Below are 26,866 nucleotides of genomic sequence, written 5' to 3'. Positions count from 1 at the left end.
AGAAACGTACAATTAAGGGGTACATCATACTTATTCTGCAAAATGCCTCCTTTTTGATTGGGATATTTGGGGCATGAAAACCCCATTTTGAGCACTTATTATTTTATTTGAATACACTTATGGACAAAATAAAGTCTTTTACCATTCTTACACTTACTTTAATCATACTGGGTGGTGTCATTTCAATATATACACTTTATAGAATCAATCATTTCAATAAGATCAAGATAATCAATGACCAGATGGTCAGGTATACCAATGATATTCATGCTAAAGTTTTGGAAAATGAAATTGCGATTTTGAGTTTTGCCGGGACTTTTGATTCTACATTTTTAAATAGTATACAGCATATTCAATTTGATATTTCCAGAAAAATTGATAGTTTAAAAGAGCTGGCTTACGAGATAGATCAAGATATTTCAGGAATTGATTCTATTGTAGCTTTAATCGATAAAAGAATGGATATTTTTGAAAGCTCACTTTCAGAAAATCCTGAACAAGAACAATTTCTGGCTTTTGTCAAGACACACAGAAAAGACATTTACCTGCAATTTAGCCAAAGAATAAAGGGTTTTAACAACCTCATTTTAAACAATTTAAAAACAGAACTTCAAGCTAAAGAACAGGGGCTAATCAACAACTTAAATGTCCTTGCTGTAATCATATTTGCAGTAGCAGCAATCGCAATAATGGCAGTAATAATCAGCTTTAATTCTTTTTCCAGGTATAAGATCGAGCAAGAAGAAAACACTAGAAAGCTGGCAGAATACAAAGAGTTATTGGAGGAACAGGTTTATCAACTTAATATTTCAAATAAGGAGCTGGAACAGTTTGCATATGTAGCTTCTCACGACCTACAAGAACCCCTGAGAAAAATCACCTCTTTCAACGACTTGCTACAGGATCAATATAAGGACGTCTTGGAGGGAGATGGTAAGCTTTATCTGGAAAGAATAGCATATGCTGCCAATAGAATGAGAAAACTTATTACAGATCTTCTTCAATACAGTAGAGCCGGTAGACAAAAAGAAGAAGAAGGTAACTTGAAACTTTCTGAAGTCGCATATGATGTATTAGAAGATTTGTATGTAATTATCAAAGAAAAATCGGCGGATATCCAAGTTGGTAACTTACCGGATATATGGGGATCCTACACAGATTGGAGAACAGTTTTCCAAAACCTTATCAGTAATGCTGTGAAATTTTCTAAAAAAGATACTCCGCCTATAATCCGTATTACATCTGAAATTGCCCCAAGAGAGTTGGTCAATGAACATATTGAAGATCCTGACGATAAGGTCGAATATTACCACATAACAGTGACGGATAATGGAATTGGCTTCAATCAGGAGTATGCTGACAAAATTTTCATCATTTTTCAAAGGCTTTATGGAAAAGACATTTATGATGGAACAGGAATTGGCCTAGCCATTTGCAAAAAAATATTCGATAAAATGGAAGGTACAATATATGCGGAATCTCAGGTCGGTAAAGGCGCCACGTTTCATTTGATTTTTCCTGACTATGGAGAAAATTCTTAAAGAAGAATCCTACAGCCAAATTGGGTTAGGATTTTAAAGAATTCTGATAGATTCATTCATGTGAAAAATTCAATTATACGGGAAAAATATATTTTAAAAGGACAAGGTTTTATAGGAATTATACTATAGAATTACAATTGGTTAAGTAAATTAAAAGTCCTAATTCATTTACAACAAAAATTATTTTACTAATTTCGTAACTACATAGAATTTATAAGCCCATTTGCAATATGAAAACTGAAAGAGTAATGAATATCCTAGTAGCAGAAGATGACATTGATGACAGACTGCTCATCACTAAGGCATTCAAAGAATCCTTTGACAAGGCCAACCTGATCTGCGTTGAAAATGGTGAAGTACTTATTCAGTACCTTAAAAGAGAAGGAAAGTTTATCGATGAAGAAAAATACCCACTCCCTAATCTTATTCTGCTTGACCTAAACATGCCAAAAAAAGATGGTCGTGAGGCATTAGTAGAAATAAAATCCGATGCTGAATTGAAAAAAATTCCCGTTATCATTTTTACCACCTCCCAATTGGAAGACGACATCAAAATCACTTATAAAAGTGGAACCAATAGTTACATCACTAAACCGGGAACATTTGACGGATTACTGGAAGTGGGAAAAGAACTTGAAACCTATTGGGGCAGAACAGTTTTGTTACCGGATTAATCCATAACCTTATTAATGATTCCTATGGAAGAAAATAAGAAGAAGGTATTGTATGTAGACGATGATGCAGATGACTTTTTATTGGTTGAAAGAATGCTTCATGGGTACAAACACATGGATTTTGAAATGACCCATGCGGGAAGTTTTGAGCAAGCAAAAGCACATTTGGATGGCAATTTTGATGCATACCTAGTAGATTACAGACTAGGGTCGAAATCTGGAATTGAGGTTCTGGAATTGATTAAAAGTACGAAAAAACACGCTCCTGTAATTATACTTACAGGAATGGAGAATGGGCAGGTAGACGACCAAGCTAGAGAATCAGGCGCTTCTGACTATCTGGTAAAAGGAGCTTTTGATGCGCAGATGTTAAGCAGGTCTATCAGGTATGCTATCAGAGATGCCGAATTACATGAAAGCTTGGATATAGCAGGCCGCAAATTCAAGAATATTTTTGAAAGAGCAGCAGACCCCATTATTTTGGTAAATAGGCTTTCTTTAATCATTGATTTTAATCCTTCATTCCTTCAGAAATTCAGTTACAATCTGGGTAAAAATGACTTCCACTCACTCCATTTTACCGATTTACTGGTAAAAAAAGAAGATAAGGAATTCCTCAAGGAAGTATTGAAGAGCAATACGGATGTCCTGGATTTTGAAGCTGATATCAAGATCAGTCCAGATCAGAATATTATGGCTCTGGTAAGTGTGGTCATGAATGAGACTAGCAAAGAACTCTATCAAATCATGATCAAAGATTTGACTGAATTAAAAATCAAGGAAGAAGAACTGTATAACCTAAAAAGATTCTCTTCTACAGGAAGAATTGCCAGAATATTAGCTCACGAAGTGAAAAATCCGCTCACTACAATATTGCTGTCAGCAGAGCAATTGTGTTATGAATTGCCACCGGAGGTGAAAGAAGAAAGTGGTGACCTTGTCGAAACTATCAAGAAAAACTGTACCAGAATCAATCAGTTGATAACTGAGCTCTTAGAGTCTACCCGATTTACCGAATTAGAAGCCAAAAAATATCCTTTAAATCAAATTTTGGAAGAAGCACTTGAGGAGGTAGAGGAAAGAATTGAGCTGAAAAATATAAAACTCATCAAACAGCTCTCAAATGATATAGGTGATGTAAACGTTGATGTTTCTAAAGTGAAAATCGCTTTTGTCAATATTATGGTCAACGCTATAGAAGCCCTGCACCATGATTTTGGTATTCTTAGGGTACGTTCTGTTGTAAAAGCCAATAAATGCCAGGTAGAAATTTCTGATAATGGTGTAGGTATTCCGGAAGAAAAACTTGACCGGCTATTTGAACCATTTTATACAAGTAAACCAACCGGATCCGGTCTTGGGCTAACAAACACACAAAATATAATTTTTAGCCATGGAGGCAGCCTTAGGGTACAGAGTAAAGAGGGAATCGGTACTACCTTCTATATTGCATTGGACTGTGTCTAATCATATCAAAAAGTGGTCGTGCCTATGGCACGACCTCTTTTAGATAAATATTTCTGAAATGTTTAACCCTATTAGGAAAAGAGTTTTAAAAAAATCATCCCTCAAGGTCTGACTTTATTTTCTCATACCTTTTCTTAATATCATCACCGAGTTTTTCAGCGTTTTTCTCCAACCAATCCCAGCTTTCTTTAGTCCCTTCTTCTAAATCTGCTTTAGTACTTTTGGTACTACGTTGCACTTTGGCTACATTAATTTCCCACCAGGACTCTACATTGGACATGTGCCTTTCAGCGGCCTCCTCCATCTCATCGCGTCTTTCTTTGGCTTCTATTTTAGCATCTTCATATCTTTTTTCAAGGTCTTCCCACTCCTTTTTTGCATCCTGGGCGGTATTTTGATAAGAAGACTCTACATCAGATACAAGCATACTATATCTTCTGTCCAAAACTGTCCAGTTATGATTCGCTTCTCTATTTACAGCTGTTTCAACACTGTCGACATAACTTTCCAACTTGTCTATACTTTCTTTTTGCTCTTCGCTATTCCCTTTTTGATCACATGAGACCACCATAAATAATCCCATTCCTATTCCGAGTAATACTGCATTTGTTCGTTGCATGATAAATAATGTTTGGTTCAACAAAAGTTTATTTATCTATAGAATTGCAAAAGGGATTCCACAAGAGTAGTATTCTTTAAAGACTTGATAGTTTAAGCTTAAACAACTGATTTTTAGTATCTTAATACTATATTTTTTTCAATAAAATTCCCTGATAATTTCAAGTGATGAAGCAACAATTCCACAAATATTGGAAAAAGTGCCCCAGCTCTGTAATAAATACATACTGATTAAAAACGGTGATCAAAAAATGATATAAAGCAATAAAGAATAAAATTTATCCTATTATAATATAAATGGAGGTTAAAAAATCTAACCTCCATTTGTTCCAATTACTTCTTTCGGTCTTGTAAAGTATTAAAAACACCTCAAAAAGACTTAAGAATCTCAGTTCCCTCTTTCTGAACCATTATTGGTCAAAAGCTTTGACGCTTTCAATTCCTCCTTGAATGCCACACCACCTTTAATACCAAAGTCCAAAGTTCGGATTGGGAAAGGGATCATGATATCATTTTCATCAAATGCTTTCTTAATTGCTTTGAAAGCATAATTCTTTGCACCTACAAATGCTTTATTTTCACGGGTATAATCCAACCAAATATTTGCAGTAAAATCTATAGAGCTATCTCCAAACTCTGTCCAATGAATGGTTATTTCTTGATCTTTGATTCGGCCTGGAGTATCCTCTAATGCTTCCAAAACTATGTTTTCCACTTTTTCCAGGTCATCTCCATAACTTACACCGCACGCTACTCTGAGCCTACGCTGACCTGATTCTGTAAAGTTTGTAAAGTCATCTTCAAACAAAAACCTATTGGGAACATATACAATGGGACCATCGAATGTCTTTACTTTGGTGACACGCAGATTAATGTCTACCACATTCCCCATTGTATCATTTTGTGTTGCAATCACATCACCAATTGCAAAGGGTTGTTTGAATGTGATATATATACCTGACATGAAGTTGGCTGCGGTGTCTTGAAATGCGAATCCTAGTGCTAGTCCTAAAATACCCAAGCCGGCTAGAATGGAGGCGACAGTACCCGAAAGATTAAGAATGGATAATGCTACGACCAAACCAACGATAAATACAGCGATATAAAGAATTCTGCTTAAAAAACCTGTGATGGTTTTATCTACATTAAAACTGGTTAGTTGTCTTTTCGAAAATCTCCTTATCACTTTTGCAGCCAAAAGGCCAAGAAATATCACCAATATTGCCAAAGCCAAATTGGGAAGCAAACGGACTATTGCTATTGCCCAGCCCTCTAACTTATCTATTAAAGCATTGATTAATTCTCCAGTATTCATATTTCTTATATTTATATCTCCAAACTTTATTTATAATTCCAATTCAATAAATCCAAACCGGATACATATTAAACAGTTGATTCAATTTTTACTTATCAGGCACACTAGGAGGCTTGATTTGATTCACCCTTTTCAGTTTACATTTAAAATGAGTATGATTATCCTACAAAAGATGCCTTCAAACTTAAAAAAGCAGTAATTACGCCAGAAACCGTTGACTAAAAGAGTAATCCTATAATTAAACTAATTAAAGATTTTATATATTCATTTTTATTTAAAATCGAAAACTCCCATAATTCCTACCAAAAAATTTTAATCAGTTCTGTTCATACTGAATTACATTCCCCAAAACATGGTATTAATTCCACACTTGAATTAAGGATTGTCAAAAGAAAAATTGGCGAATTATGTCAACTCAGCTCATTTACAGGCCCTAAAGTTGATTTCTATGGTAAAATTACTAGGGGCATGGTTTATGAATAATAAGTATTGAATTATATTCTTAACTAAAACTTTATAGACTATGAGTGCTTTTCAAGACAAAATAAAAGGAAACTGGAACGAGATTAAAGGTAAATTAAAGCAGAAGTATGGTGAGCTTTCAGAAGATGAGTTGACTTATGCTGAAGGTCAAGAAGATGAGCTTCTTGGTAAGATTCAAAAGAAAACTGGAAAGTCTAAAGAAGAAATTAAAGGCTTTATAGATAGTTTATAATCAACTTTTGCATTTAAAAAAACCCTGCTTTTTCAAGCCGGGTTTTTTTATGTTTTAAATGATGTTGATGTCGGTTAGATTTTTTAATCTTTCCAAATTTTGATTTTACCTAAGCTGAGCTCCTTAAAGCAAACTTGTCAGCAATCTTTAAACTATTCTAAAACGGGTATCCTATAGCAAAATTAAGAACCATATTTTCTCTCCTCCACTCCCCACTTCTAAACTCAAGACTTTGTTGCCATCTTTCTTGAGGTTCCAGCCAAGGCTTACGAACCGGTATGGCCAAATCAAGCCTTAGTACAAAAAGCTGGATATCTATTCTCAATCCAAATCCAGCACCTACTCCAAGCTCTTCCGCCCAGTCACTACTGAACCTACCTCCTGGGAGTGCCTCATTTTCATTATAAAGCCATACGTTTCCGGCATCGACAAAAAAAGCTCCCTTCAGATACTTATTGAAAGGAAACCTGTATTCCATATTTCCTTCTAATCTTATGTCTCCCGCCTGATCAAAGAAACCTCCAGTACCTATACTTTGAGGCACAAAAACACCAGGGCCCAAAGACCTTATCCTGAAAGACCTGACACTTCTTGGTCCACCGGCAAAAAATTGCTTCACGAATGGTAAAGAAGAAGAATTCCCTAAAGGAACACCTAAACCACCAAAGAACCTGGTCACCAAATTATGTTCATCTGTAAATCTATGGTAATATACAAAGTCTACCTCTCCTTTGATATATTGGGCATAATCCAATCCAAAAATGAAATCGGGATTTTCAGAACCTACCAATCTGTTTAAACCTTTAAATAAATTTCCTGCTAAATCTATGGTAGAGGTAATCATAATCGGATTTTTACGCTCAGAATCCACCAGCTGATTGTAATTCCAGGTATAATTCATTCCCGAAATAAATTGCTGTTCAAAGCTTCTTCTTAAAAATGGGTTAGAATTAAGGATTTCCTCAAATACGGGGGTAGTATTGGCCAAATCCACAATGCTCAAGCTGATTGGATTAAATTCATGGTACTGATACCTGTTGACGTTCCATAAATATCCAAATGTAGCTTTATAAGAATTAAGCTGATAAAGATCAGTTCTATTTTGATATTCATATCCCAAAGAAATCTTGGTTTTAGGAATTGAGTAATTGAACCTGTTCATAATTGGAACTGGAAACAAAACTCTTGGAAAAATCAATGAACCTGTTAGTCCTAGTTCAATCGACCTAAGTGCTTCCCTGCTTCCTGAGGCAATCTGTTGCTCGTAACCTACTTTACCAGTTAGGTTAAAAGTCTCTCCTCCACGAAAAAGGTTTCTATTCTGGTAATTCAAAATCAGAGCAGGTCCCACAAAACTATTAGACTTTGTAACCCCCTGTATTTCTGCCCTTAAACCTCTTTTATCTAAAGGTGATAGTAAAATCCTGGCATCAAGTGGGTAAGTTCCATCATTTAACATTTCCTCGCTCTCTTGAAACGTAATATTGACATATCTGAAATTCCCAATACTGGAGAGCCTATTGGAAGTCAATCTTGAGGTTTGAGGGTTGAATTTTTGCCCTGGTTCAAAAAGTATATAATTCTCAAGAAGGTCTGGACGGAAAACTATATCATCTTGGATCACCTTGATCCCTCCTACCCTGGTAGTGTCCTGATCCTCCGTTTCAGAAGTTACAGTGAAATTTGGATATACCCTTATTTGTTGAATGGTATAAGGATGCAGTGATTTTTCAGGCGCTTCATTTTTAAGTCTAAGGTAAAGGTCATAGCCTCTATTTTCATATTGGTTGGTGTCGGATTCAAAAATCAATAAATCCGCATTAAAGTTATAATACCCCTTTAACTTCAATGCCCTATCAATCCGCTCTCTTTCAGATTTCAATTTATCCAAATCAAAACGTGTCCCCTCTTTCAACTCAGTTTTGTCCAAATCTCTTTTAATTTCTTCCATGATACCCAAAGTATCTCCCAAAAGCTTATAAGTTTTCAATTTATAGCCTTCGGAAAAATCAATTTCATATTTAATGGAAGCAAATTTCTCCTTGTCATCTACTTTATAATCCGTCTTATAGAAAAAATAACCTTTGTTTTCCATCCTATTTCCAAGTATATCCATGGTTCTTTCAGGCTGCACATCGGATAAGTAGACTGGACTCTCACCAAATCTATTTTTAAGAAACTTATTGATAAAACCAGGCTTTTCTTTACTCCCTTTATAATGTGCCCAAAGGCCAAAGCGCTGACCAAGAACTTTACTGTTTGGCTGAGGCCTTAGTAAGCCTTCCAATTCATCCTCCAATTCATTTACTTCTCTTTTGGGAAGTTCAGCTGATAGGTCCAATTCGGCCCCAATGTATAATTTCTCACCCTCAGGAATAAATTTCTTCACCCCGCAAGAGCTCAGCAGAAAAATCATGCAAAGAAATATGTAAAACCTTTCACTCATTAATATTCTATTTCGTCTAAATCATCTATCAGTTCCAAGTCTTCTTCTTCTATAGCTTCATCTACCTCTCTTTGTCTCCACAAATCCTTCAATGCATTGAATTCTCTATTGAAAATAAAAGAAATTCCGGTTACTATAAGTTGTCCGTCAATCACAGATTCAAACTGATTTCGACGGTAAGCTTTTGCTCTCCACCGACCTTTCTCATCCAACAGATATTCCAAACTTACATCTCCAAAAAGTGCATCACCTTGCCCAGCCCTTTCACGAGCCCCCCCTTCGACGTCCATCTGACCACCTACTGATATAATCAGGCGATCATCCATCAGTCTTTGCCGCGCTGCTAAATTAAGTTGTGTACGGTCTTCTGCTCCTCCATTCTCATAATCCGTAAACGAATCCAAATCCATATCCAGACTAAATCCTGACTCGCCAAATAGGCGATCAGATAAGGCATTAAGTTGAGAGGAAAGCACCTGAGAAACACTTGACCTGGCTATATTGACCGACCCTCCAGATGAACCGTCATTTCCCATTGTTGGAAAAAACTGATTTAGCACAAGAAGCGCAAATACCTGTTTGGTAACCTCATCTTCCTCTTCATTAATTTGCTGAATCTTACTATATACTGCTCCGCCAAAAGCTCCGCGGTCCTGCTCTTGGATATCCAAATCAAAACTGATTTGAGGTTGTAATAGCTCGCCACCAATATTCAAATAAACTTGAAAACGAAGTACTTGCCTAAACTGACTTCTAGTGTCTGCTCCAGAGCCACTGAGCTGTGCCTGCATGAGCTCTGCAGCTGAGGTCCTTACATTGTATATAGCCCTGAGATTCAGATTAGCGTCTAATGGATCACCATTCCATATCACGGAACTGCCTTCAGCCAACTCAAACCTACGATTGACCAGATTGTAAAGGTTGAGTTCATAATGTCCGCTTTTAACTTCATATCTGCCTGAAAGTGAGATGTCACCATTTGGATTCATCAACATGTTGAGGTCAGCTTCACCTTGCAGTCTGAGGTTGTCACCTGTCCTTTCATCAACAATTACATTGAAAATAGCCTGTGGATCTATTTGCAAATTTGCTTTGACATCATAACCAACTAATCCCCTTGTACTGATCTCAGTTTCCCGCTTGTTTAGGAGATCATATGGATCTGCATGGTTAACAAAAATCACAACACCGGTACGTTCCACTACGTCTAACTGGCTTTCAGGAATTATAAAAGTAAAATTAGTGCCATTATTGATTTTCAACTGTACATCAAGTTTTGGTAGTTCAGTTGTACCTTTGACATCCATATCCAAACTGATATTTGCTCTTCCAAAGAATAGGTCGTTGTCACTACGAGTAGAATTCAAAACTTGGAAATTTTCAGAACGTATTTTAAGATCCAGACCTATTTCAGAAAAATCTTCTGTATCTATTTTTCCATCAATATTAAATTCCTGTCCTGACTCATCTCTTATATCAAAATCTTCAAAATACAAACCAAGGTTATCAACTCTGATTTTATCATCTGTCACAGAAAATTTGTTATTGAGCTGACTTACTACTAAAGATACATCGTTAAAATCCAATACCCCATCATAAACAGGGTCTTGCATACTCCCCGTAACATTTACTTTTCCACTTAAAAACCCTTGGGTATTCCTAAGTTCATCTCCAGCCAGTTTTTCAATCATAGCCATCTGGAATTCATTCAGCCTTAATTCCAGATCCAAACGAGAGCTTTCTGCACTTGCTTCAATGACACCATCCAAATCTAAATCCAACATCCCCTCTTTCAATGCCAATTTAAAATCATATTCCTTCAAAGTTCTTGCTTCTGCATCAATACTGAGTACTCCTAGCGGAATTTCCAAAACCTCAAGGTTACTTACCTTAAAATCTGCCAATACTCCAACAGCCTCCCAAAGATTAACCGCTGTAAACTCTCCATTGGCTGTACCCTTCACAATGGGATTTTCCTGGTTAAGAAAACTGGTAAATGTACTTAAGTTAAAATCTTTGAACTGAACACCGACATGCTCCTCATCTGTACTTAGGATTTCATTACTCAGCTTTAACTCCTGATTATTTCTTGAAAAAACAAAGTCTTCAAACCTGAGGTGATTTTCAGCATAATAAACAGCATTTGATTCAGGAATCTGCCAAGCCCTTGAATTGAATATCAGACCTTCCGGATCAATGTGGTAAACCAAAGTATCACCACTTAATTTTAATACTGACTTCAGATCGATAATTGGATCATCATCTAAAAGAGATAAAAATGCAAATTTGATATCATTCTCCTTAAAAGTACCGATAACCCTTGTTTCACCCATATCGATAGGGCCATATAACAATTCCTTAAAACCGGCAGATAGGCTGAGGCTATTAGAATCACCATCAAGGTCTAGCTCAAAGGATCTAATCTTTGCATCAGTGTATTCTAAGTTTGGCAAGTATATTTGCGTCTGAAGTGAGGCTAATGCTGCATCAAAATTAAAAGTGAAACTTACTGTATCCAACTCCTCAATTCCAGCAACCAAAAGCTGATCAATAAAAGGTGTAGGCTTAAACTGAAATTCTGCCTTGGCTTTAACGGACTTATTCTGTAAGCTGTCAGCCTCTCCAGTAACCAATTCAGAAAAATAAGATTGCATGGCATTTCCCAATACCTGGGCCGAGCTATTGGCTTCTGCTTCTCCTTTTAAGAAATCTGAATCCAACTTTAATGTAGTCAAACTGTCAGAAAGTCTTGCTTCCAAATCAATATGCCCTATTGGATATGCTTGTCTATCATAATACATAAAGGCATCCTCAAGCTTGATTTCGGCTCTAAGATCATCCATGCTTCCTGAAATCTTTCCCCCTAGTTTCATCCTCGCATTGATATCCTGGGCAGTAAGCCTCATGGCCTGTGTCTCTAAGTTTTTGAGATCCAACATGAATGTCAACTCGGGATTGATTGTATCCAATCTTGCTCTTGCTTCAAACTGAACATCAATGATTTCCTTATCAATGGAAAGGAGAAGGTCTGCAACCGTATCCTTAGCCTCTACCTTAAACACCAAAGCAGAAAGATCATAATCAGCCCATTGAAGCTGTGAAATTTCTGTATCAAGAAAACCTTGAAAATCATATAGGTTGGAACCTTCCCCTTCAGCTGTCATTTTAAGACTTATGGGCTTTAACTCCGGGATTTGGAGTATTTTACCCAAATCAAGTTCCTGTAACTCCACTGAGGTCTTTAATTGAATATTGGTTTTATCTTCAAAATCGGCCTTAAAAAATGCATTTCCGTCACTCGATTTAAGTGAAGCATCTGCATGGAGTTGGTGGATACTTCCTTTAGCATTGGCGGTAAGAGAAATATTTTGGGGAATATCAAAATCAATGTCAAATTCCGCCAATAATGCAACTAGTTCCCGTTCCTTTGATTGAAACTCAAATTTATAAAGGTCAACATACAACTGTTCAACATCTGTATAATTCGTAAGGGTCAAATTATTCAATAAAAAAGAAGTATGCTTGCCGTAACTTGCTTTAAAGTTGGGGATTTCTAGGTCCTGCATATCCCCCCTTAAGTGGCCACTAGCTGAAATCCCTTTTTTTCTAATTTCTTTAAAGTAATTTTCTTGCCCCAATTCAGGAACAAAAAACAAAGCAATTGAAGCATCAGTCTGAAAGGACTTAAGGTTAAGCTCAAATGAGCTTCTATCAGGATTGTTTATCAATTGGTCTATGGAGGTATAATCCAACCGCATTCCAGCCTCTAAATTGGTGGAATTAGCACTAAATCTCAGGTTGTCTAAAATAATTTTTTCGTCATCGACTTTTAATTCAAAGCTGAGTCTTTTCAAGTCCAAACCACTGTGGTCTCTAAATGAAAACTCATCCAAATTCAAACCCGTTTTTTTATCTTTTAGGAAAATTCCATGTGCCTGTAGATTAAGCCCTTCAAATTTGATAAAGTCCGGATTGAACTCTCCCCTAACCAACCTAGCATTATCAGATTGGTAGCTGAAGTTGTTATTTTTAAAATCAAAATCAGACAATTCTATAAACCAATCGGGCCATTCAAAAGGAATGCTATCTGAAACTGATTGCTCGGAGCTTGAAGGCGATTCAGTACCAGAGACCATTTTGATGTTAATATCAGAATCATGGAGCCCAAATGATTTCAGCAAAATCTTTTGTTGTTCAAGATCAGCCTCTGGCAATTCTACCCAAAAGTCTCCTATATCCAAATTAGCCTCTATGCCATCCGGAATGGAATGAAATTTCCAGTTTGCCTGCTTGATATTAAATCTCTCAAGAACCAAAAGTGGCAGTGGTAAATCGGAGTCTGTTGATTCTTCAGGCTCAGGAAAAGCTTTAAATTGCCTGTAGTCAATTTTGGAGCCGATAATGGAAAATTCATCTATTCCGAAATTCATTTTGTTCAGGTCAATTTCATCTAATCTCACCCGAATTTCATCCCAGTCTGCGCTAAGGTCAACTCCTAATTCCCCATCATAATACCTGATTCTGAAATCCTTAAAATTAATAGGACCAACGGTGAGTCTGGGAAATTTTGACCCCTCTCCTGCATTGTCTACGTCATTCGGACTTTTATCAGTGACATCATCATCATCTTCTTCTTCAGTAAAAGCATCGATCAAAAAATCAAAGTTAAAAGTACCTTTATCAGCATCCCTATTAATATTTGCTCTTAACCCTTCCCATTGCAAAGTAGAGATTTTGATATCTCCACTACTGATCAATGGTCTTATAGCCACTCCAGTCTCTATGTTTTTGGAATAAATAAGCGTATCTCCGTTTAAATCTTCCAGAAATAAACCCTCCAGAAATAAATTTCCCGAAAAAGTCACAAAAAGTCTGTCTATGGAAACTTTGGTAGAGGTCTTACCACTCACGTAGGAAGTCGCTTTATTTACTATTATATCCTGACCCCAAGGACTCCTGATAAATAAAATCAAAGCAATCACCAAGACAAATAGAACCGTCAAGGTGATACCCAATATTTTTAAAAATTTAAGGATGTATAGTCTGATAATTAGTGAAATTTAAAACCCTATTCAATCACAAATATATACCTTTCATTAAGCTGATTCAATTAAGTATTCAATCGGCTGATAATCATCCAGGTATTCTGAAAGCTTATACTCAAAAAGCAGGCTATAATTGACTAAAGCAATACATTGATTTATGTATCAACTCAAAATTACTGCATTTAGTTGATCTAAATTAGACTTTTTCTAAAGGCTGTCATTTATTCTTTTGAAGTTTTTATCAAATCAACATTAATAAACAGTTAAGTTTCTCTAATCAAGAGGTAAAATATTTATTTTAACTTTTATAATTCCACTACAAAGTTACATTTGTAAGGCAACCAAGACCTCATGGAAATTTTTACAAGCCTTTTGATTTTATTGACAGTTTACTTTCTGGCAGTTTTGGGGCTGATTCAAGGGTTTATCCCAGGGGCGACCAAGCAGGTTTCCAGCATTAAAGGAGAAGATAAGGAAGTTTTAAGTGTTAAAAGAGTCTTGTTGATCAGCTTTTTATTGTCCGTATTTGTTACTGCTATAATGCTTTATTTTTTTATTTTCCCAAATTATACCTTTGCATAATAGTATAAAGCCTTATTTTAGGGTATTGAATTATTTTTGATGTCAAATCATCTAACCAACAACCCAACACCAAGATCAATCATGAACTATATTATCAGACCTTGCGAAGAAAAGGATTTACCAGAGCTTATCGAATTATGTGCTGCCCATGCTGAATATGAAAAAAATGAATACAGCAAAGAAGGCAAGCTCGAAGGTTTAAGGGGTGCTATTTTCGGAAAAGTGAAACAGCTCAATTGCTGGATTGTAGAAATTGACGGCAAAGCAGAAGGTTTTACTACCTATACTTTTGATTTTTCCACTTGGGATGCCGCCCCATTTCTCTACATGGATTGTCTTTATCTCAATGAAAACTGTAGGGGAAAAGGCATTGGTGCAGATATCATGGAACGAATCAGAGAAGAGGCAAGAAAAAATAATTGTCAAAACATACAATGGCAAACTCCTGAATTCAATGCCAGAGCCATCAAATTTTATGTGGGATTAGGAAGTACTGGGAAACAAAAAATGAGGTTTTTCCTCCAACCCTAATGTGTTCATCCAATGAACACCTATCCTCATTTTATTCCTTTTTCAGATTACTTTGAAGTGCTCTCTTAAATGGATGAAACTTCACCAATTTCTCATTGTAGGACTATTTTAAAAAAGACAGAACTGCTCCCATAGCATAAAATCTACCTACTAAGGACATGTCTAGCCCTTAACTTTAGGCATTCCAATACCAGAATAGGTATCAAACTTTAAGAAAAAAATAAGGTAAGGTATAAGGCATAAAAAAGCCCAAGCAAACTTTATTGCTTGGGCTTCTTAAATCTATTTCTGAAAATTATTACATATTACTGATTTCAGCTTTGGTTTCTTTTGCCAATTCAAAATCCGGTTGCACTTCAAGTGCTTGGTTGATTGCTTCTAAAGCTTCTTCTTTATTTTGCATGGCAATATATATCATAGCTTTTAGATTCAGACCTGCAGCTTTCAGATTTACTTCCTGAGTGTCGTTATCGGTAGTCGGGAATCCTACTTTTTCGCTGGAAGCCTTATTGTTTTTGATCAGCATATTCACTGAATTCAAAGCCTCTTCAGATTTATCAAGCGTATATTGCATGTAAGCTGTTTTGTAAAGAGAGAACAGGTTTCCTGTCAATAGATAGTGCCTCTCAAAATTTGGCAAAGCCCTATCCATCGCTCCCAATTGTTCCAGTGAATATGCAGCAATCTCAAGCCCTGTGACACTTTTATCGTTCATTTCTAGCAGATCAATAGCAGAAACTGCTGCAGAGGTATACTGTCCTGCATCAAAATACAGGGTTGCCAAAAGCTCCGGGTACCTCGTGTTTGTAGGATTTCTCTCCATCAATTCAAAAAGTTTCATCCTTGCAACAGAAAAATCGTTGTAGCGCATCGCTGCTTGGTAAATTCTTTGATCAGTTTCATTTCTTTTACGAACCGCTTCACTGTCTTGAGATGGTGCCTGTACTTCGGCATCCTGTGCGATCGCTGTCATGGCCATACACATAAACAGGCCAAATATTAAGGTAATCTTATTCTTCATGGGTAGTTATTATTTCTTTTGTAATCCTTTTCGGTCGGCTAATTTATACAATAAGTCCAAAGCTTCATCTTTATTGTTCTGAATTTGTCCTTCTAATATTGCTTCTTTGATTTCTTCTTTTAATTCTCCGACAATTTTCGAGGGCTGAAGCTCAAAAATCGCCATAATTTCTTCACCTGTGACAGGAGGCTGAAAATTTCTCACCTGGTCCTTTTCTTCAACCTCAATTATCTTCTGTTCAACTTTATCAAAATTAGCTAGAAAGCGCTGCACTTTATTGTTGTTTTTTGAAGTAATATCAGCCCTACACAAGGTCATCAAATCATCCACATCATCTCCGGCATCAAATAGAAGACGTCTGATTGCAGAATCAGTGACCTTATCCGAAACCAAAGAAATTGGTCTTAGGTGCAGCCTGACCAATTTTTGCACATATTTCATGCGCTCATCCATAGGTAATTTCAAACGCCTGAAAATACCAGGCAACATCCTGGCTCCTTTGTCTTCGTGCCCATGAAATGTCCATCCCACTTTATTGTTAAATCGTTTGGTTGGTGGCTTCCCAATATCATGCATAATCGCTGCCCAACGCAACCATAGCTTATCTGTATTTTGACAAATATTATCCAGCACCTGTAATGTGTGATAAAAATTATCTTTGTGGGACTTGTCCCCTACAGAATCCACACCTTGCAATTCCACCATTTCGGGAAAAAATTGATGAAGTAAGTTACTTACAAAAAGTAATTTAAAACCGTATGACGGCTTATCGACCATTATAATTTTATTCAATTCATCTATGATCCGCTCAGCTGAAACAATCTGTAATCGGTGAGCATTGTGAATGATGGAATCAAATGTATCGGCATGGATATCAAAATTAAGCTGACTTGCAAATCTGATTGCCCGCATCATTCTTAGAGGATCATCTGAAAAAGTCAATATTGGATCAGTAGGTGTTCTGATAATTTTACGCTTGATATCCTTAATCCCGTCAAAGGGATCAATAAGCTCCCCGAAACTTTCGGAATTGACAGAAATCGCCATTGCATTAATAGTGAAATCCCTTCTAATCTGATCTTCCTGCAATGTTCCGTCTTCGACAATGGGCTTTCTTGAGTCGTGCCTGTAGGACTCCTTTCTGGCTCCTACAAATTCTATATCCCAATCGTCAAGCCTGATATTGGCTGTTCCGAAATTTTTAAAAACATTCAATGGAACATGCTGATCAAAACTGTCGGCTACCTTTTGGGCTAACGTAATTCCACTGCCAACACAGACAAAATCTATATCCTTTGAAGGCCTTTTTAAGATCAAATCCCTGACATAACCTCCTACTACAAAGGTCTCGAGCCCTAATTCATCCGCGACACTTCCTACCCTTTCAAAAATCCCAAGTTTATCCAGTTCTTTTTTAAAATTCATCCTTTTAATATTTTGATATCCCCATCAGGGCTCAAAAACATTTCTTTCGTTCCCGCACTCAAGAGAGGGAAAAAGTCTTTAGTCTCAAAATCCACATCTTGATCCTCCAAATAATTCAAGATCAAAACCTGTCCATAGCTAAACAAAAGTTTATTCCAGAAATCCTTTTTGATCAAAGAAAATTTAATCTTACCCTCTTGGACGGGACCATTATGAAGAAAACGCCCCTTGATGGTATGATACACTGTAGGCTTGGTTGCGAATTCTATGATATCAAGAGATACATCAGCAAACTGTTCTGAAATACTTCTCAATTGAAATACATCAAAGATCAAAAAAATACCCTCCTGATCATCTTTATCCTTATTCCACCTTTCCAAGCTTACGAATTCAAGCACTTTACCATGACCTTCTTTGACTTTTAGCCTGCCTTGTTCCTTCAGTATATTGATGATATCTTTGATTTCCACGCTTTATTTTTTCCGCAAAAATACTGCGGATAATTGAGAGGACGGTAATTTTTAGCAGAAAAGATGGTTTTTGCTAATTTGAAACCCCGCTGAAAAATCCCAAAGCTTTACAGCTTACACTTAATTATCAGGGAAAAATGATCTGGGTTTTATTTTTTTAATGGCAATGAGTATCGCACCAAATTGCAAAAATGATATGGGCTAGGAAATAAAAAGCAAACAAATATCGGTCTCATCCATACCAGTTTAATGGCCATACTCAAAATTTCATACAGCTTTACGGCAAGCGATTCAAATATTTCTCCTACCTTTGGATCCCATAAGAATTCAAACAATTTAAAAGTAAAAGCCCGCACCATTCTTATGGCCTCATCCACAAAATACATCTTTATAACCGGAGGAGTGACCTCCTCTCTAGGAAAAGGAATAATTGCTGCCTCATTGGCAAAGTTGCTCCAATCCAGAGGGTTCAGTGTCACTATCCAAAAGTTTGATCCCTACCTGAACATAGATCCAGGAACCCTAAACCCTTACGAACACGGAGAATGTTACGTCACTGAAGATGGTGCTGAGACAGACCTTGATCTTGGGCATTATGAGAGATTTCTTAACTCATCCACCTCCCAGGACAATAATGTTACTACAGGTAGGATATACAACAATGTTATTACCAAAGAAAGAAAAGGTGAATACCTTGGAAAGACTGTTCAGGTAATACCTCATATTACAGATGAGATTAAGAGAAATTTTTTCAAACTTGGAGAAGATGGTAAATATGACGTTGTAATTACTGAAATTGGTGGCTGCGTGGGTGATATTGAATCATTACCCTTTATTGAGGCAGTCCGCCAAGCAAAATGGGACATAGGTTCCAACAACTCCCTTGTTATTCACCTGACTTTAATACCTTATCTGGCTGCTGCCAAAGAGCTAAAAACCAAGCCAACACAGCACTCTGTAAAGCAACTATTAGAAGCTGGTATACAGCCTGATATATTAGTTTGCCGAACTGAATACCACCTGCCCCAAGAAGTAAAAAAGAAGCTTGCCTTATTCTGCAATGTTCAGCTCAACTGCGTTATAGAAGCCATGGATGCCGAAACCATCTATGATGTGCCATTGTTAATGAAAAAAGAAAAATTGGATGAAAGGGTTATGGCCAAACTCAAACTTTCATCCAAAAGCAATACAGATCTGGAACAATGGAAGGATTTTCTTGGAAGGTTAAAAAATCCAACCCAGGAAGTCACTATTGGCTTGGTAGGTAAATACGTTTCCCTACCAGATGCTTATAAGTCCATTATTGAGGCTTTTATTCATGCAGGTGCGGCAAGCGAATGTAAAGTTCACCTAAAGTTAATTTCTTCAGAAGAGTTGCACCCGGAAACCGTGGCCAAAAAGCTTGAAGAGCTGGATGGTATTGTGGTTGCTCCTGGGTTTGGAGAAAGAGGTCTTGAAGGGAAAATTGAAACAGTTAAATATGCCAGAGAAAACAATATACCCTTCTTTGGGATTTGCCTCGGAATGCAGGTAGCCGTAATTGAATTTGCCCGGAATGTATTGGGGCACGAAAAAGCTAACAGCACGGAAATGGATCCGGAAACTCCTTTTCCGTTTATCGCACTGATGGAAGAACAAAAAAATCTTGAACAAATGGGTGGAACCATGAGGTTAGGTTCGTATCCTTGCGAATTGAAAAGGGGAAGTAAGTCTGCTATCGCATATGGAAAACTGAAAATTCAGGAAAGGCATAGACACAGATACGAGTTCAACAATCAATATCTGAGCGAAATAGAGGAGGCAGGAATGATAGCAGCAGGAATCAATCCTGAAACAAAATTGGTTGAAATTGTGGAAATCAAAAACCATCCATGGTTTGTAGGTGCACAATTCCATCCAGAATACAAGAGCACTGTTTTAAACCCACATCCTCTATTTGTGAAGTTCATTACAGCCACTATAGATAACAAGAAAATTAAGTAATTATTAAGACTCTATTTTACCTTCAAAGTAACCCAAATTCATTCAGTTTCATGAAAACTACAGATTTTGGGTTACTTTTGCATTTCAAAAAAAGAGTATAAAGTTAGTTTTATGGATAGAAACCAAGCGACAGGGCTAATCCTATTCGCCGCAGTATTGCTGATATATTCGTTTTTCTTTGCGAGTGCACCAGAGCCTCTACCAGAAGAAAATGCTGAAGCTGCGCAGACAGCAATCGCTGAGCAAAAGTCAGAAAATCAGGAAGTACTGGACTTACCATTGGATGAACCTGACAGTATTCAGGATGTCAATGCCCAAAGGCAATTTGGTGTATTTGCTGCCATGACCAAAGGTCAGGAAGATTTGGTCAAAATTGAAAATGACAAAATGATTGTCACCTTTTCGACAAAGGGTGCAGAAATCAAGGAAGTCGAGTTAAAAGAATTTAAAACTTGGGACCAAAGACCTCTTTTACTATTAGATGAAAATAGTTCTGATTTAGATTATTTCATCCAAACAGATAAAGGAGAATTAAGTCTAAACCAATTCTATTTCAATCCAACAATTTCATCCATTGATCTAGATGGTGTAAATGCTCAGGTAATTACTTTCATAGCTCAAAGTGGAAGCGGGCAGGTCGTAAGAACCTACACACTACCAGAAGACAGCTATTTATTGGGGAAATCACTTGAGTTTTCGGGGCTTAGCGGAAACCTAAGTAGCACTGACGTAAAAATTGTATGGAATGACAGACTACTAAGGCAAGAGCAGGATTTAGAAGAGTCCAGGAGGAAAACCAATATCAATTGGTACAAAATATCAGGTAAACACAATGACTTGAGTCTGACTTCTGATTCTGATGATGATCAAATATCTGAGCCTTTAAAATGGATGAGTTTTAGCCAAAGGTTCTTCACCTCAGGAATTATTGCTGAAAACCAGTTCAATTCAGGTGAGTTTGAGCAAGAGACTCCAAAAGATACCCTATCTGTCAAAAATATGAAGGCTATCATGAGCCTTCCGCTTGAAAACAGCCGTGCAGACCTCAGCTACTATTTCGGACCAAACAACTATAATGTACTCAAAAAAGTCACTCCCGGCTTTGAAGAAAATGTATACATGGGTTATGTTTTTGTGAGTTGGGTCAATAAATACATAATAGTAAACCTGTTCCAGTTTTTGGAGAGATATTTTACCAACTATGGTATCATCATCATCCTGATAGTATTGATTATCAAAATTGCCTTGTTCCCTTTGACCTACAAATCATATATAGGAATGGCCAAGATGCGAGTAATCAAACCTGAGATAGATGAATTGAAAGCCAAGTATCCGGATGATCCTACCAAAATGCAGCAGGAACAGATGAAGTTATTTGGAAAGCTTGGTGTCAGCCCGATTTCAGGCTGTCTGCCGATGGTCTTTCAGATGCCTTTCCTCTTTGCGATGTTTTTCTTTTTCCCCAACTCTATAGAATTGAGGCAAGAATCATTCCTTTGGGCCCATGACCTTTCAACCTACGACGCTATATTTTATTTGCCTTTCACTATTCCTTTTTATGGCGCACATGTCAGTTTATTTACTTTATTGATGACCGTATCGCAAATTGCATACACACACTTCAATAATCAGCTGACTGCACAAACAGGACCAATGAAAAATATAGGCTATATCATGCCGGTAATATTTATGTTCGTGCTCAATTCTTTTCCAGCGGCATTAAGTTTCTACTACTTTGTTTCCAATATGGTTACCTTTGGACAGCAGGCTTTGATCAAACTATTTGTAGATGATGCAAAAATTCGCCAAAAGGTGGAGGAAAGTAAAGTCAAAAATGCGAATAAGAAAAAATCAAAGTTCCAACAAAAGCTTGAAGATGCCATGAAGGCAGCTGAGGCGAACAAGAAAAAATAATTAAAGAGACCTGAAAGGGTCTCTTTTTTTGTTCAAACCCTCATTTTCAATAGCTTAAAGGTATCCACATACGGATGTGGAAAACAATTCGTTTACAGGTAGAATATAAATTATATATTTGTAAGCCTTAGAAACCAATAAACTGACACACCATGATTGAAATTACCTACTATGGGCATTCTGCCTTTTTGGTGAAAGTGGGGGGTAAATCCATCATTTTTGACCCTTTTATCAGCCCAAATGAAAAAGCTTCTCAAATAGATGTTTCATCTCTAAAAGCAGATTATGTACTTATCAGCCATGGCCATGAAGACCATGTTGCAGATGCAGAGGCCATAACCAAATCTTCAGATGCAATGCTTGTAGCCAACTACGAAGTTGCGGTTTGGTTTGCTGAAAAAGGCGTTGAAAAATACCACCCCATGAACCATGGAGGTAGCAAAAAATTTGATTTTGGAAGTGTAAAGTATGTGAATGCCATTCATAGCAGTACATTACCGGACGGATCCTCGGGGGGAAACCCAGGAGGTTTTGTGATTCAACATGAAGATGGTTGCTTTTACTATGCGGGTGATACTGCACTGACTTATGATATGAAATTAATAGCCGAGGAATTCAAAGTGGATTTTGCATTTATGCCTATCGGGGATAATTTCACAATGGGTATTGAAGATGCCATAAAAGCAGCAGATTTTGTAGGGACCAAGAAAATCATAGGTATGCACTATGATACATTTCCCTACATCGAAATCAATCTTGAGGATGCAAAAAAAGCAGCTGCAAAAGCAGGAAAAGAATTGATTTTACTTAATATTGGAGAATCTATAAAGATCTGAAGAACCTAATGGGAAAAGTTATTGCAATAGCAAATCAAAAGGGAGGCGTCGGCAAGACTACCACTGCCATGAATCTGGCAGCAAGTTTGGCTGTTCTCGAATTTAAGACCCTTGTCATTGACGCTGATCCACAGGCCAATACCACCTCTGGTTTAGGTCACGACCCAAAAGGTATAGATACCAGCATTTATGAATGTATGGTAGATGGTATAGACATTAGCAGCATTATTCTCAAAACTGAAATAGAGCATTTGGAATTGGTGCCATCACACATTGACCTAGTCGGTGCAGAGGTAGAAATGATCAACCTTGACAACAGGGAAGAAAAAATGAAGAATGTCATTGCAAAGGTCAGAGATCTTTATGATTTCGTCATCATTGATTGTTCTCCCTCCCTAGGTCTTATTACCATCAATGCCCTTACAGCTGCAAACTCAGTGATCATTCCAGTCCAATGTGAATATTTCGCTTTGGAAGGATTGGGTAAATTACTCAATACGATAAAAATTATACAAACAAGGTTGAATCCTGATTTAGAAATAGAAGGGATTTTGCTTACGATGTATGATGTAAGATTGAGATTGAGTAATCAGGTAGTATCTGAAGTAAGAATGCACTTCAAAACCTTGGTTTTTGAAACCATCATCCCAAGAAATGTGAGACTCAGCGAATCCCCGAGTTTCGGTCTTCCGGTCATCGCTTTTGATGCAGATGGCAAAGGAGCGGTAGCTTACCTCAACCTTGCACACGAAATTGCCATCAAAAACGGGATGAAAAAAACAACTGACGCATAAATTTTATGGCTGATAAAAAACCTACACCAAAAAAATCCGCATTGGGCAGAGGCCTGGGCGCATTACTTGAAGATTCTCCTCAAAAGGTCAAAAAACAAGAACTTGTACCCTCCCACCCCTCTGCTGGCATTTATGAAATTTCCTTAGATGAAATCCAGGTAAATCCTTTTCAGCCAAGAACTCATTTCGATAAAGAATCTCTTCAAGAATTGGCGGATTCTATACTTGTTCAAGGCATTATTCAACCTGTTACTGTAAGAAAGTTAGCAGATAAGGAATTTCAGCTTATCTCTGGTGAAAGGAGGTTTCAGGCCTCCAAAATCGCAGGACTGAATAAAATACCTGCCTATGTAAGGACTGCCAACGACCAACAAATGTTGGAAATGGCTCTTATCGAAAATATCCAGCGAGAAAACCTAAATGCGCTGGAAATTGCTCATTCTTACCAAAGACTATTGGCAGAATGCGACCTCAAACAAGAGCAGTTGGGAGAAAGAGTAGGTAAAAATAGAACGACGGTCAACAATTACCTCAGGTTATTGAAATTACCACCTGATATCCAAGCAGGATTAAGGGACAATAGAATCTCCATGGGGCATGCCCGGGCTATTATCAATGTGGAAGATATAGACCGTCAGTTGGCTATTTATAATAGAACTATAGCTGAAGAACTGAGCGTTAGAAAGGTAGAAGCTTTGGTTAAAGCTTTAAATGAAGGACCTGAAGAAAAAACTACAGATAAAATGCAGGGCATGGATCCTGTCAAAAAATATGAAATGGGGAAAATACAGCAAAGTCTATCTTCTCATTTTGGCAGTAAAGTACAGTTGAAGTCCAATGGAAAAGACAAAGGCGAAATCAAAATCCCTTTTAGATCTACAGAGGATTTGAACAGAATTCTTGAAATACTGGAGATCATTTGAGCCTTGAAAACGGCAAATCCAAAAATCAATCACTGTAAAAGAATACTGGCAATGATTCCAAAAGGAATCATTGCTATTTTCATTTTTGCGATTTGTAATAGTACAAATTTGCAAGCACAAGAGATAGATACGCTTTCATTAGATGTCAGAGAATTACCCGAGATTAATTTAAAAGGTTCAAATGTCAAAGACCCTAAAAAAGCCACCATTCTTTCAGCGATATTGCCAGGAGCTGGTCAAGTTTACAACGGAATGGCATGGAAGGTTCCTTTGATTTATGGAGGATTTGCAACCAATATTTTCTTTATAGACTTCAATAACCGGAGGTATTTGGCACTTAAAGAAGGCTTGTTTCAGTTGGACGATGGAGAACCAAATAATTTCCCTAATCTCAATAGAGATGGGCTCGTGAGACAGGTGAATTTCTGGAGAAGAAATAGAGATTTGAATTATTTTCTCTTTATTGGTATCTATGCCTTGAATATCGTAGACGCACATGTGGATGCTCACCTTTCCTCTTTTGATGTAAGTGAGGACCTCACCTTCCGATTTGAGCCCGTGTTTGAAAATCTTTGGGCGGGAACAAATATGATGGGATTATCATTGAAAATTAATTTTAAATGAACATACTACTATTAGGATATGGTAAAATGGGCAAGATTATCGGTGAAATAGCCGAAAGCAGGGGCCATCATATCGCAGGAAAAATAAATATCGAAAACAGACAAGACTTAGAAAGTCTCGATTGTAAATCTATTGATGTTGCTATTGAATTCAGCCAACCCAATGCTGCATTCGAAAACATCAGTTGGGCAATTAGGAAGGGAATTCCAGTTGTTTCGGGTACTACCGGTTGGCTGGACAAGAAACCCGACATAGAAAGGTTGACCAAGGAAAACAAGACCGCGTTCTTTTATGCTTCCAACTTCAGTGTCGGAGTCAACATTTTCTTCAAAGTAAATAAGTTTCTGGCCAGTCTTATGAAAGAACAGGGCGATTACAATGTTTCTTTAGAGGAAATCCATCACACAGAAAAAAAAGATGCTCCAAGTGGGACGGCAATTACACTGGCAGAAGGTATTATTGACAATATTCCCAAGGTACAAAACTGGAAAATGTCCGATGATGGTGCCGAAAGCGAACAGTCCTTGCCAATTACTTCCAAGAGAATTGATCCTGCTCCCGGTACACATATAGTGCGCTATCAATCTGAAATCGACGATATTGAAATTTCCCATACTGCTCATAGCAGGAAAGGCTTTGCGCTTGGTGCAGTTTTGGTATCTGAATGGATAAAAGAAAAAAAAGGTGTTTTAACAATGGATGATTTCCTATCTTTCTAAAATTTTCAACTACAATGACAGGAGAAAAAAAGAAAAAGTCAGCTACCAGAGAATGGGTAGACGCACTCATATTTGCAGTTATTGCTGCTTCCTTGATCAGGTGGCTCTTATTAGAACCATTTACCATTCCAACGGCATCTATGGAAAAATCCCTACTAGTAGGCGATTTTCTTTTTGTGAGTAAGATGCATTATGGCACAAGAATTCCCAAAACACCACTTCAACTACCCCTGACACACCAGAAAATATGGGGAACGGATGCCAATTCATATTTAGATTGGATTCAGCTTCCTTACATGAGATTACCTGGTTTTACTTCTGTAAAAAGGAATGATGTGGTGGTTTTCAACTACCCGGCGGAATTTGAGTTTCCTGTAGATCTCAAAACAAATTACATCAAAAGGGCTGTTGCCATTCCTGGAGATGTAATTGAAATCCAAGGAACACAGGTCTTTATCAATGGTGAATTGGGTGAAAACCCAGCAGAAATGCAGTTTTCCTATGATGTGATGACAAATAGAAATCTAAGCTCAGACTTCTTTGCTGACTATGGTGTAAACCCTGACAGTTATATTCCTTTTTCCAACGGAGCAGGTTACATGGTCATGGCCACAGAAGAAACGATTGAAAGACTAAAAAAATCACCTGCCATAGGTAATGTAAATATGAGATTGGACAGATCTGATCTTGGGGATCCTAGGGTATTTCCTGATGGCGCATATTTCGGATGGAACAAGGACCATATGGGACCGTTAGAAATCCCGGAAAAAGGCTGGAGCATTACTTTGGACAAAGACAATATTGCCAAATATGCCTTCACAATTGAAAAATATGAAGGTCATGACAATGTGGAAGTAAGAGACAATGAACTCTATATTGATGGTCAAAAAGTAGAAAATTATACTTTCAAGCAGAACTACTATTTTATGATGGGTGACAACAGGCACGACTCACTGGATTCAAGGTATTGGGGGTTTGTTCCGGAAGATCACATTGTTGGAAAGGCTTGGTTCTTATGGCTTTCTCTAGACAAGCATAAATCCATGTTCAATAAAATAAGATGGAACCGATTCTTTAACGGAATCCACTAAATTAAAAAGGTCAGCCAAATCAGCTGACCTTTTTTTGAGAATTTTTTCAAAATAAAACTTAAACAACTAAGAAAGGATAGTTAGTAGTTAATTTCACTTTTCACTATTTACACTATCCCCTATCCCCTACTC

Annotated in this window: 21 protein-coding genes; 14 read left to right on the top strand and 7 right to left on the bottom strand. The window is 37.2% G+C overall.

Annotation, left to right across the window (positions count from 1 at the left end):
• The first annotated feature begins 119 nt into the window (after positions 1-119).
• From EA341_RS18765 to EA341_RS18755, 3 genes are all read left to right on the top strand, one after another.
• On the top strand, positions 120-1,541 hold the full coding sequence (locus tag EA341_RS18765) for an ATP-binding protein (protein ID WP_293016710.1): 1,422 nt from the start codon (positions 120-122) through the stop codon (positions 1,539-1,541).
• Between the two features lie 230 nt (positions 1,542-1,771).
• Positions 1,772-2,215 (top strand): response regulator, encoded by a 444-nt coding sequence (locus EA341_RS18760; RefSeq protein WP_293016708.1) that lies wholly within the window; start codon positions 1,772-1,774, stop codon positions 2,213-2,215.
• Positions 2,216-2,230: 15 nt separating this feature from the next.
• A complete protein-coding gene (locus EA341_RS18755) occupies positions 2,231-3,682 on the top strand; it encodes a hybrid sensor histidine kinase/response regulator (protein WP_293016707.1) in 1,452 nt (483 codons plus the stop codon).
• Between the two features lie 94 nt (positions 3,683-3,776).
• Here the strand turns inward: EA341_RS18755 and EA341_RS18750 are convergent, their stop codons facing one another.
• Together EA341_RS18750 and EA341_RS18745 are read right to left on the bottom strand one after the other, a co-directional pair.
• Positions 3,777-4,301 carry a hypothetical protein gene (locus EA341_RS18750; protein WP_293016706.1) on the bottom strand — a complete coding sequence of 175 codons (525 nt, stop codon included), beginning with the start codon at positions 4,299-4,301 and terminating at the stop codon, positions 3,777-3,779.
• A gap of 387 nt (positions 4,302-4,688) precedes the next feature.
• Positions 4,689-5,615: a mechanosensitive ion channel family protein gene (locus EA341_RS18745; RefSeq protein WP_293016705.1), complete on the bottom strand. Its 927-nt coding sequence runs from the start codon at positions 5,613-5,615 to the stop codon at positions 4,689-4,691.
• A 523-nt stretch (positions 5,616-6,138) separates the two neighbouring features.
• On the opposite strand from EA341_RS18745, the gene EA341_RS18740 reads away from it, so the two are divergent.
• Entirely contained in the window at positions 6,139-6,330 is a 192-nt protein-coding gene (locus EA341_RS18740) for a CsbD family protein (protein WP_293016703.1), read from the top strand.
• Between the two features lie 157 nt (positions 6,331-6,487).
• Here EA341_RS18740 and EA341_RS18735 read toward each other — a convergent pair whose 3' ends face one another.
• Together EA341_RS18735 and EA341_RS18730 are read right to left on the bottom strand one after the other, a co-directional pair.
• The gene (locus EA341_RS18735; RefSeq protein WP_367127870.1) at positions 6,488-8,719 is read right to left on the bottom strand and encodes a BamA/TamA family outer membrane protein; all 2,232 of its coding nucleotides are present in this window, start codon (positions 8,717-8,719) and stop codon (positions 6,488-6,490) included.
• A gap of 56 nt (positions 8,720-8,775) precedes the next feature.
• Positions 8,776-13,791 carry a translocation/assembly module TamB gene (locus EA341_RS18730; RefSeq protein WP_293016701.1) on the bottom strand — a complete coding sequence of 1,672 codons (5,016 nt, stop codon included), beginning with the start codon at positions 13,789-13,791 and terminating at the stop codon, positions 8,776-8,778.
• 381 nt (positions 13,792-14,172) lie between these two features.
• On the opposite strand from EA341_RS18730, the gene EA341_RS18725 reads away from it, so the two are divergent.
• Both EA341_RS18725 and EA341_RS18720 read left to right on the top strand, forming a co-directional pair.
• A complete protein-coding gene (locus tag EA341_RS18725) occupies positions 14,173-14,403 on the top strand; it encodes a hypothetical protein (RefSeq protein ID WP_293016700.1) in 231 nt (76 codons plus the stop codon).
• Positions 14,404-14,484: 81 nt separating this feature from the next.
• Positions 14,485-14,934 carry a GNAT family N-acetyltransferase gene (locus EA341_RS18720; RefSeq protein ID WP_293016699.1) on the top strand — a complete coding sequence of 150 codons (450 nt, stop codon included), beginning with the start codon at positions 14,485-14,487 and terminating at the stop codon, positions 14,932-14,934.
• A gap of 298 nt (positions 14,935-15,232) precedes the next feature.
• Here the strand turns inward: EA341_RS18720 and EA341_RS18715 are convergent, their stop codons facing one another.
• Genes EA341_RS18715 through EA341_RS18705 form a run of 3 tightly spaced genes read right to left on the bottom strand, consistent with a single transcriptional unit; the run spans position 15,233 to position 17,850 of the window.
• Positions 15,233-15,955 carry a tetratricopeptide repeat protein gene (locus tag EA341_RS18715; RefSeq protein ID WP_293016698.1) on the bottom strand — a complete coding sequence of 241 codons (723 nt, stop codon included), beginning with the start codon at positions 15,953-15,955 and terminating at the stop codon, positions 15,233-15,235.
• 9 nt (positions 15,956-15,964) lie between these two features.
• The gene (locus tag EA341_RS18710; protein ID WP_293016697.1) at positions 15,965-17,380 is read right to left on the bottom strand and encodes an HD domain-containing protein; all 1,416 of its coding nucleotides are present in this window, start codon (positions 17,378-17,380) and stop codon (positions 15,965-15,967) included.
• Entirely contained in the window at positions 17,377-17,850 is a 474-nt protein-coding gene (locus EA341_RS18705) for a hypothetical protein (RefSeq protein ID WP_293016696.1), read from the bottom strand. The genes EA341_RS18710 and EA341_RS18705 overlap by 4 nt, the downstream gene beginning before the upstream one ends.
• Before the next feature lie 363 nt (positions 17,851-18,213).
• Between EA341_RS18705 and EA341_RS18700 the strand changes: the two genes are divergently transcribed.
• From EA341_RS18700 to lepB, 8 genes are all read left to right on the top strand, one after another.
• Complete coding sequence (locus tag EA341_RS18700) at positions 18,214-19,833, top strand: CTP synthase (RefSeq protein ID WP_293016695.1); 1,620 nt, start codon at positions 18,214-18,216, stop codon at positions 19,831-19,833.
• Positions 19,834-19,944: 111 nt separating this feature from the next.
• A complete protein-coding gene (yidC, locus tag EA341_RS18695; protein ID WP_293016694.1) occupies positions 19,945-21,747 on the top strand; it encodes a membrane protein insertase YidC in 1,803 nt (600 codons plus the stop codon).
• Between the two features lie 152 nt (positions 21,748-21,899).
• On the top strand, positions 21,900-22,583 hold the full coding sequence (locus EA341_RS18690) for a metal-dependent hydrolase (protein WP_293016693.1): 684 nt from the start codon (positions 21,900-21,902) through the stop codon (positions 22,581-22,583).
• 8 nt (positions 22,584-22,591) lie between these two features.
• Positions 22,592-23,377 carry an AAA family ATPase gene (locus EA341_RS18685; RefSeq protein ID WP_293016692.1) on the top strand — a complete coding sequence of 262 codons (786 nt, stop codon included), beginning with the start codon at positions 22,592-22,594 and terminating at the stop codon, positions 23,375-23,377.
• A 5-nt stretch (positions 23,378-23,382) separates the two neighbouring features.
• Positions 23,383-24,300 (top strand): ParB/RepB/Spo0J family partition protein, encoded by a 918-nt coding sequence (locus EA341_RS18680; protein WP_293016691.1) that lies wholly within the window; start codon positions 23,383-23,385, stop codon positions 24,298-24,300.
• A 108-nt stretch (positions 24,301-24,408) separates the two neighbouring features.
• Positions 24,409-24,924 (top strand): DUF5683 domain-containing protein, encoded by a 516-nt coding sequence (locus EA341_RS18675; protein ID WP_293016690.1) that lies wholly within the window; start codon positions 24,409-24,411, stop codon positions 24,922-24,924.
• Complete coding sequence (gene dapB / locus EA341_RS18670; RefSeq protein WP_293016689.1) at positions 24,921-25,643, top strand: 4-hydroxy-tetrahydrodipicolinate reductase; 723 nt, start codon at positions 24,921-24,923, stop codon at positions 25,641-25,643. The genes EA341_RS18675 and dapB overlap by 4 nt, the downstream gene beginning before the upstream one ends.
• A gap of 14 nt (positions 25,644-25,657) precedes the next feature.
• Entirely contained in the window at positions 25,658-26,734 is a 1,077-nt protein-coding gene (lepB, locus tag EA341_RS18665) for a signal peptidase I (protein ID WP_293016688.1), read from the top strand.
• Positions 26,735-26,866 lie beyond the last annotated feature (132 nt).

The sequence above is a fragment of the Mongoliibacter sp. genome (assembly GCF_007692705.1).
Classification (GTDB): Bacteria; Bacteroidota; Bacteroidia; order Cytophagales; family Cyclobacteriaceae; genus Mongoliibacter.
Note: the sequence above shows the minus strand (reverse complement) of the source record. Positions and strands in the feature narration are given on the sequence as shown.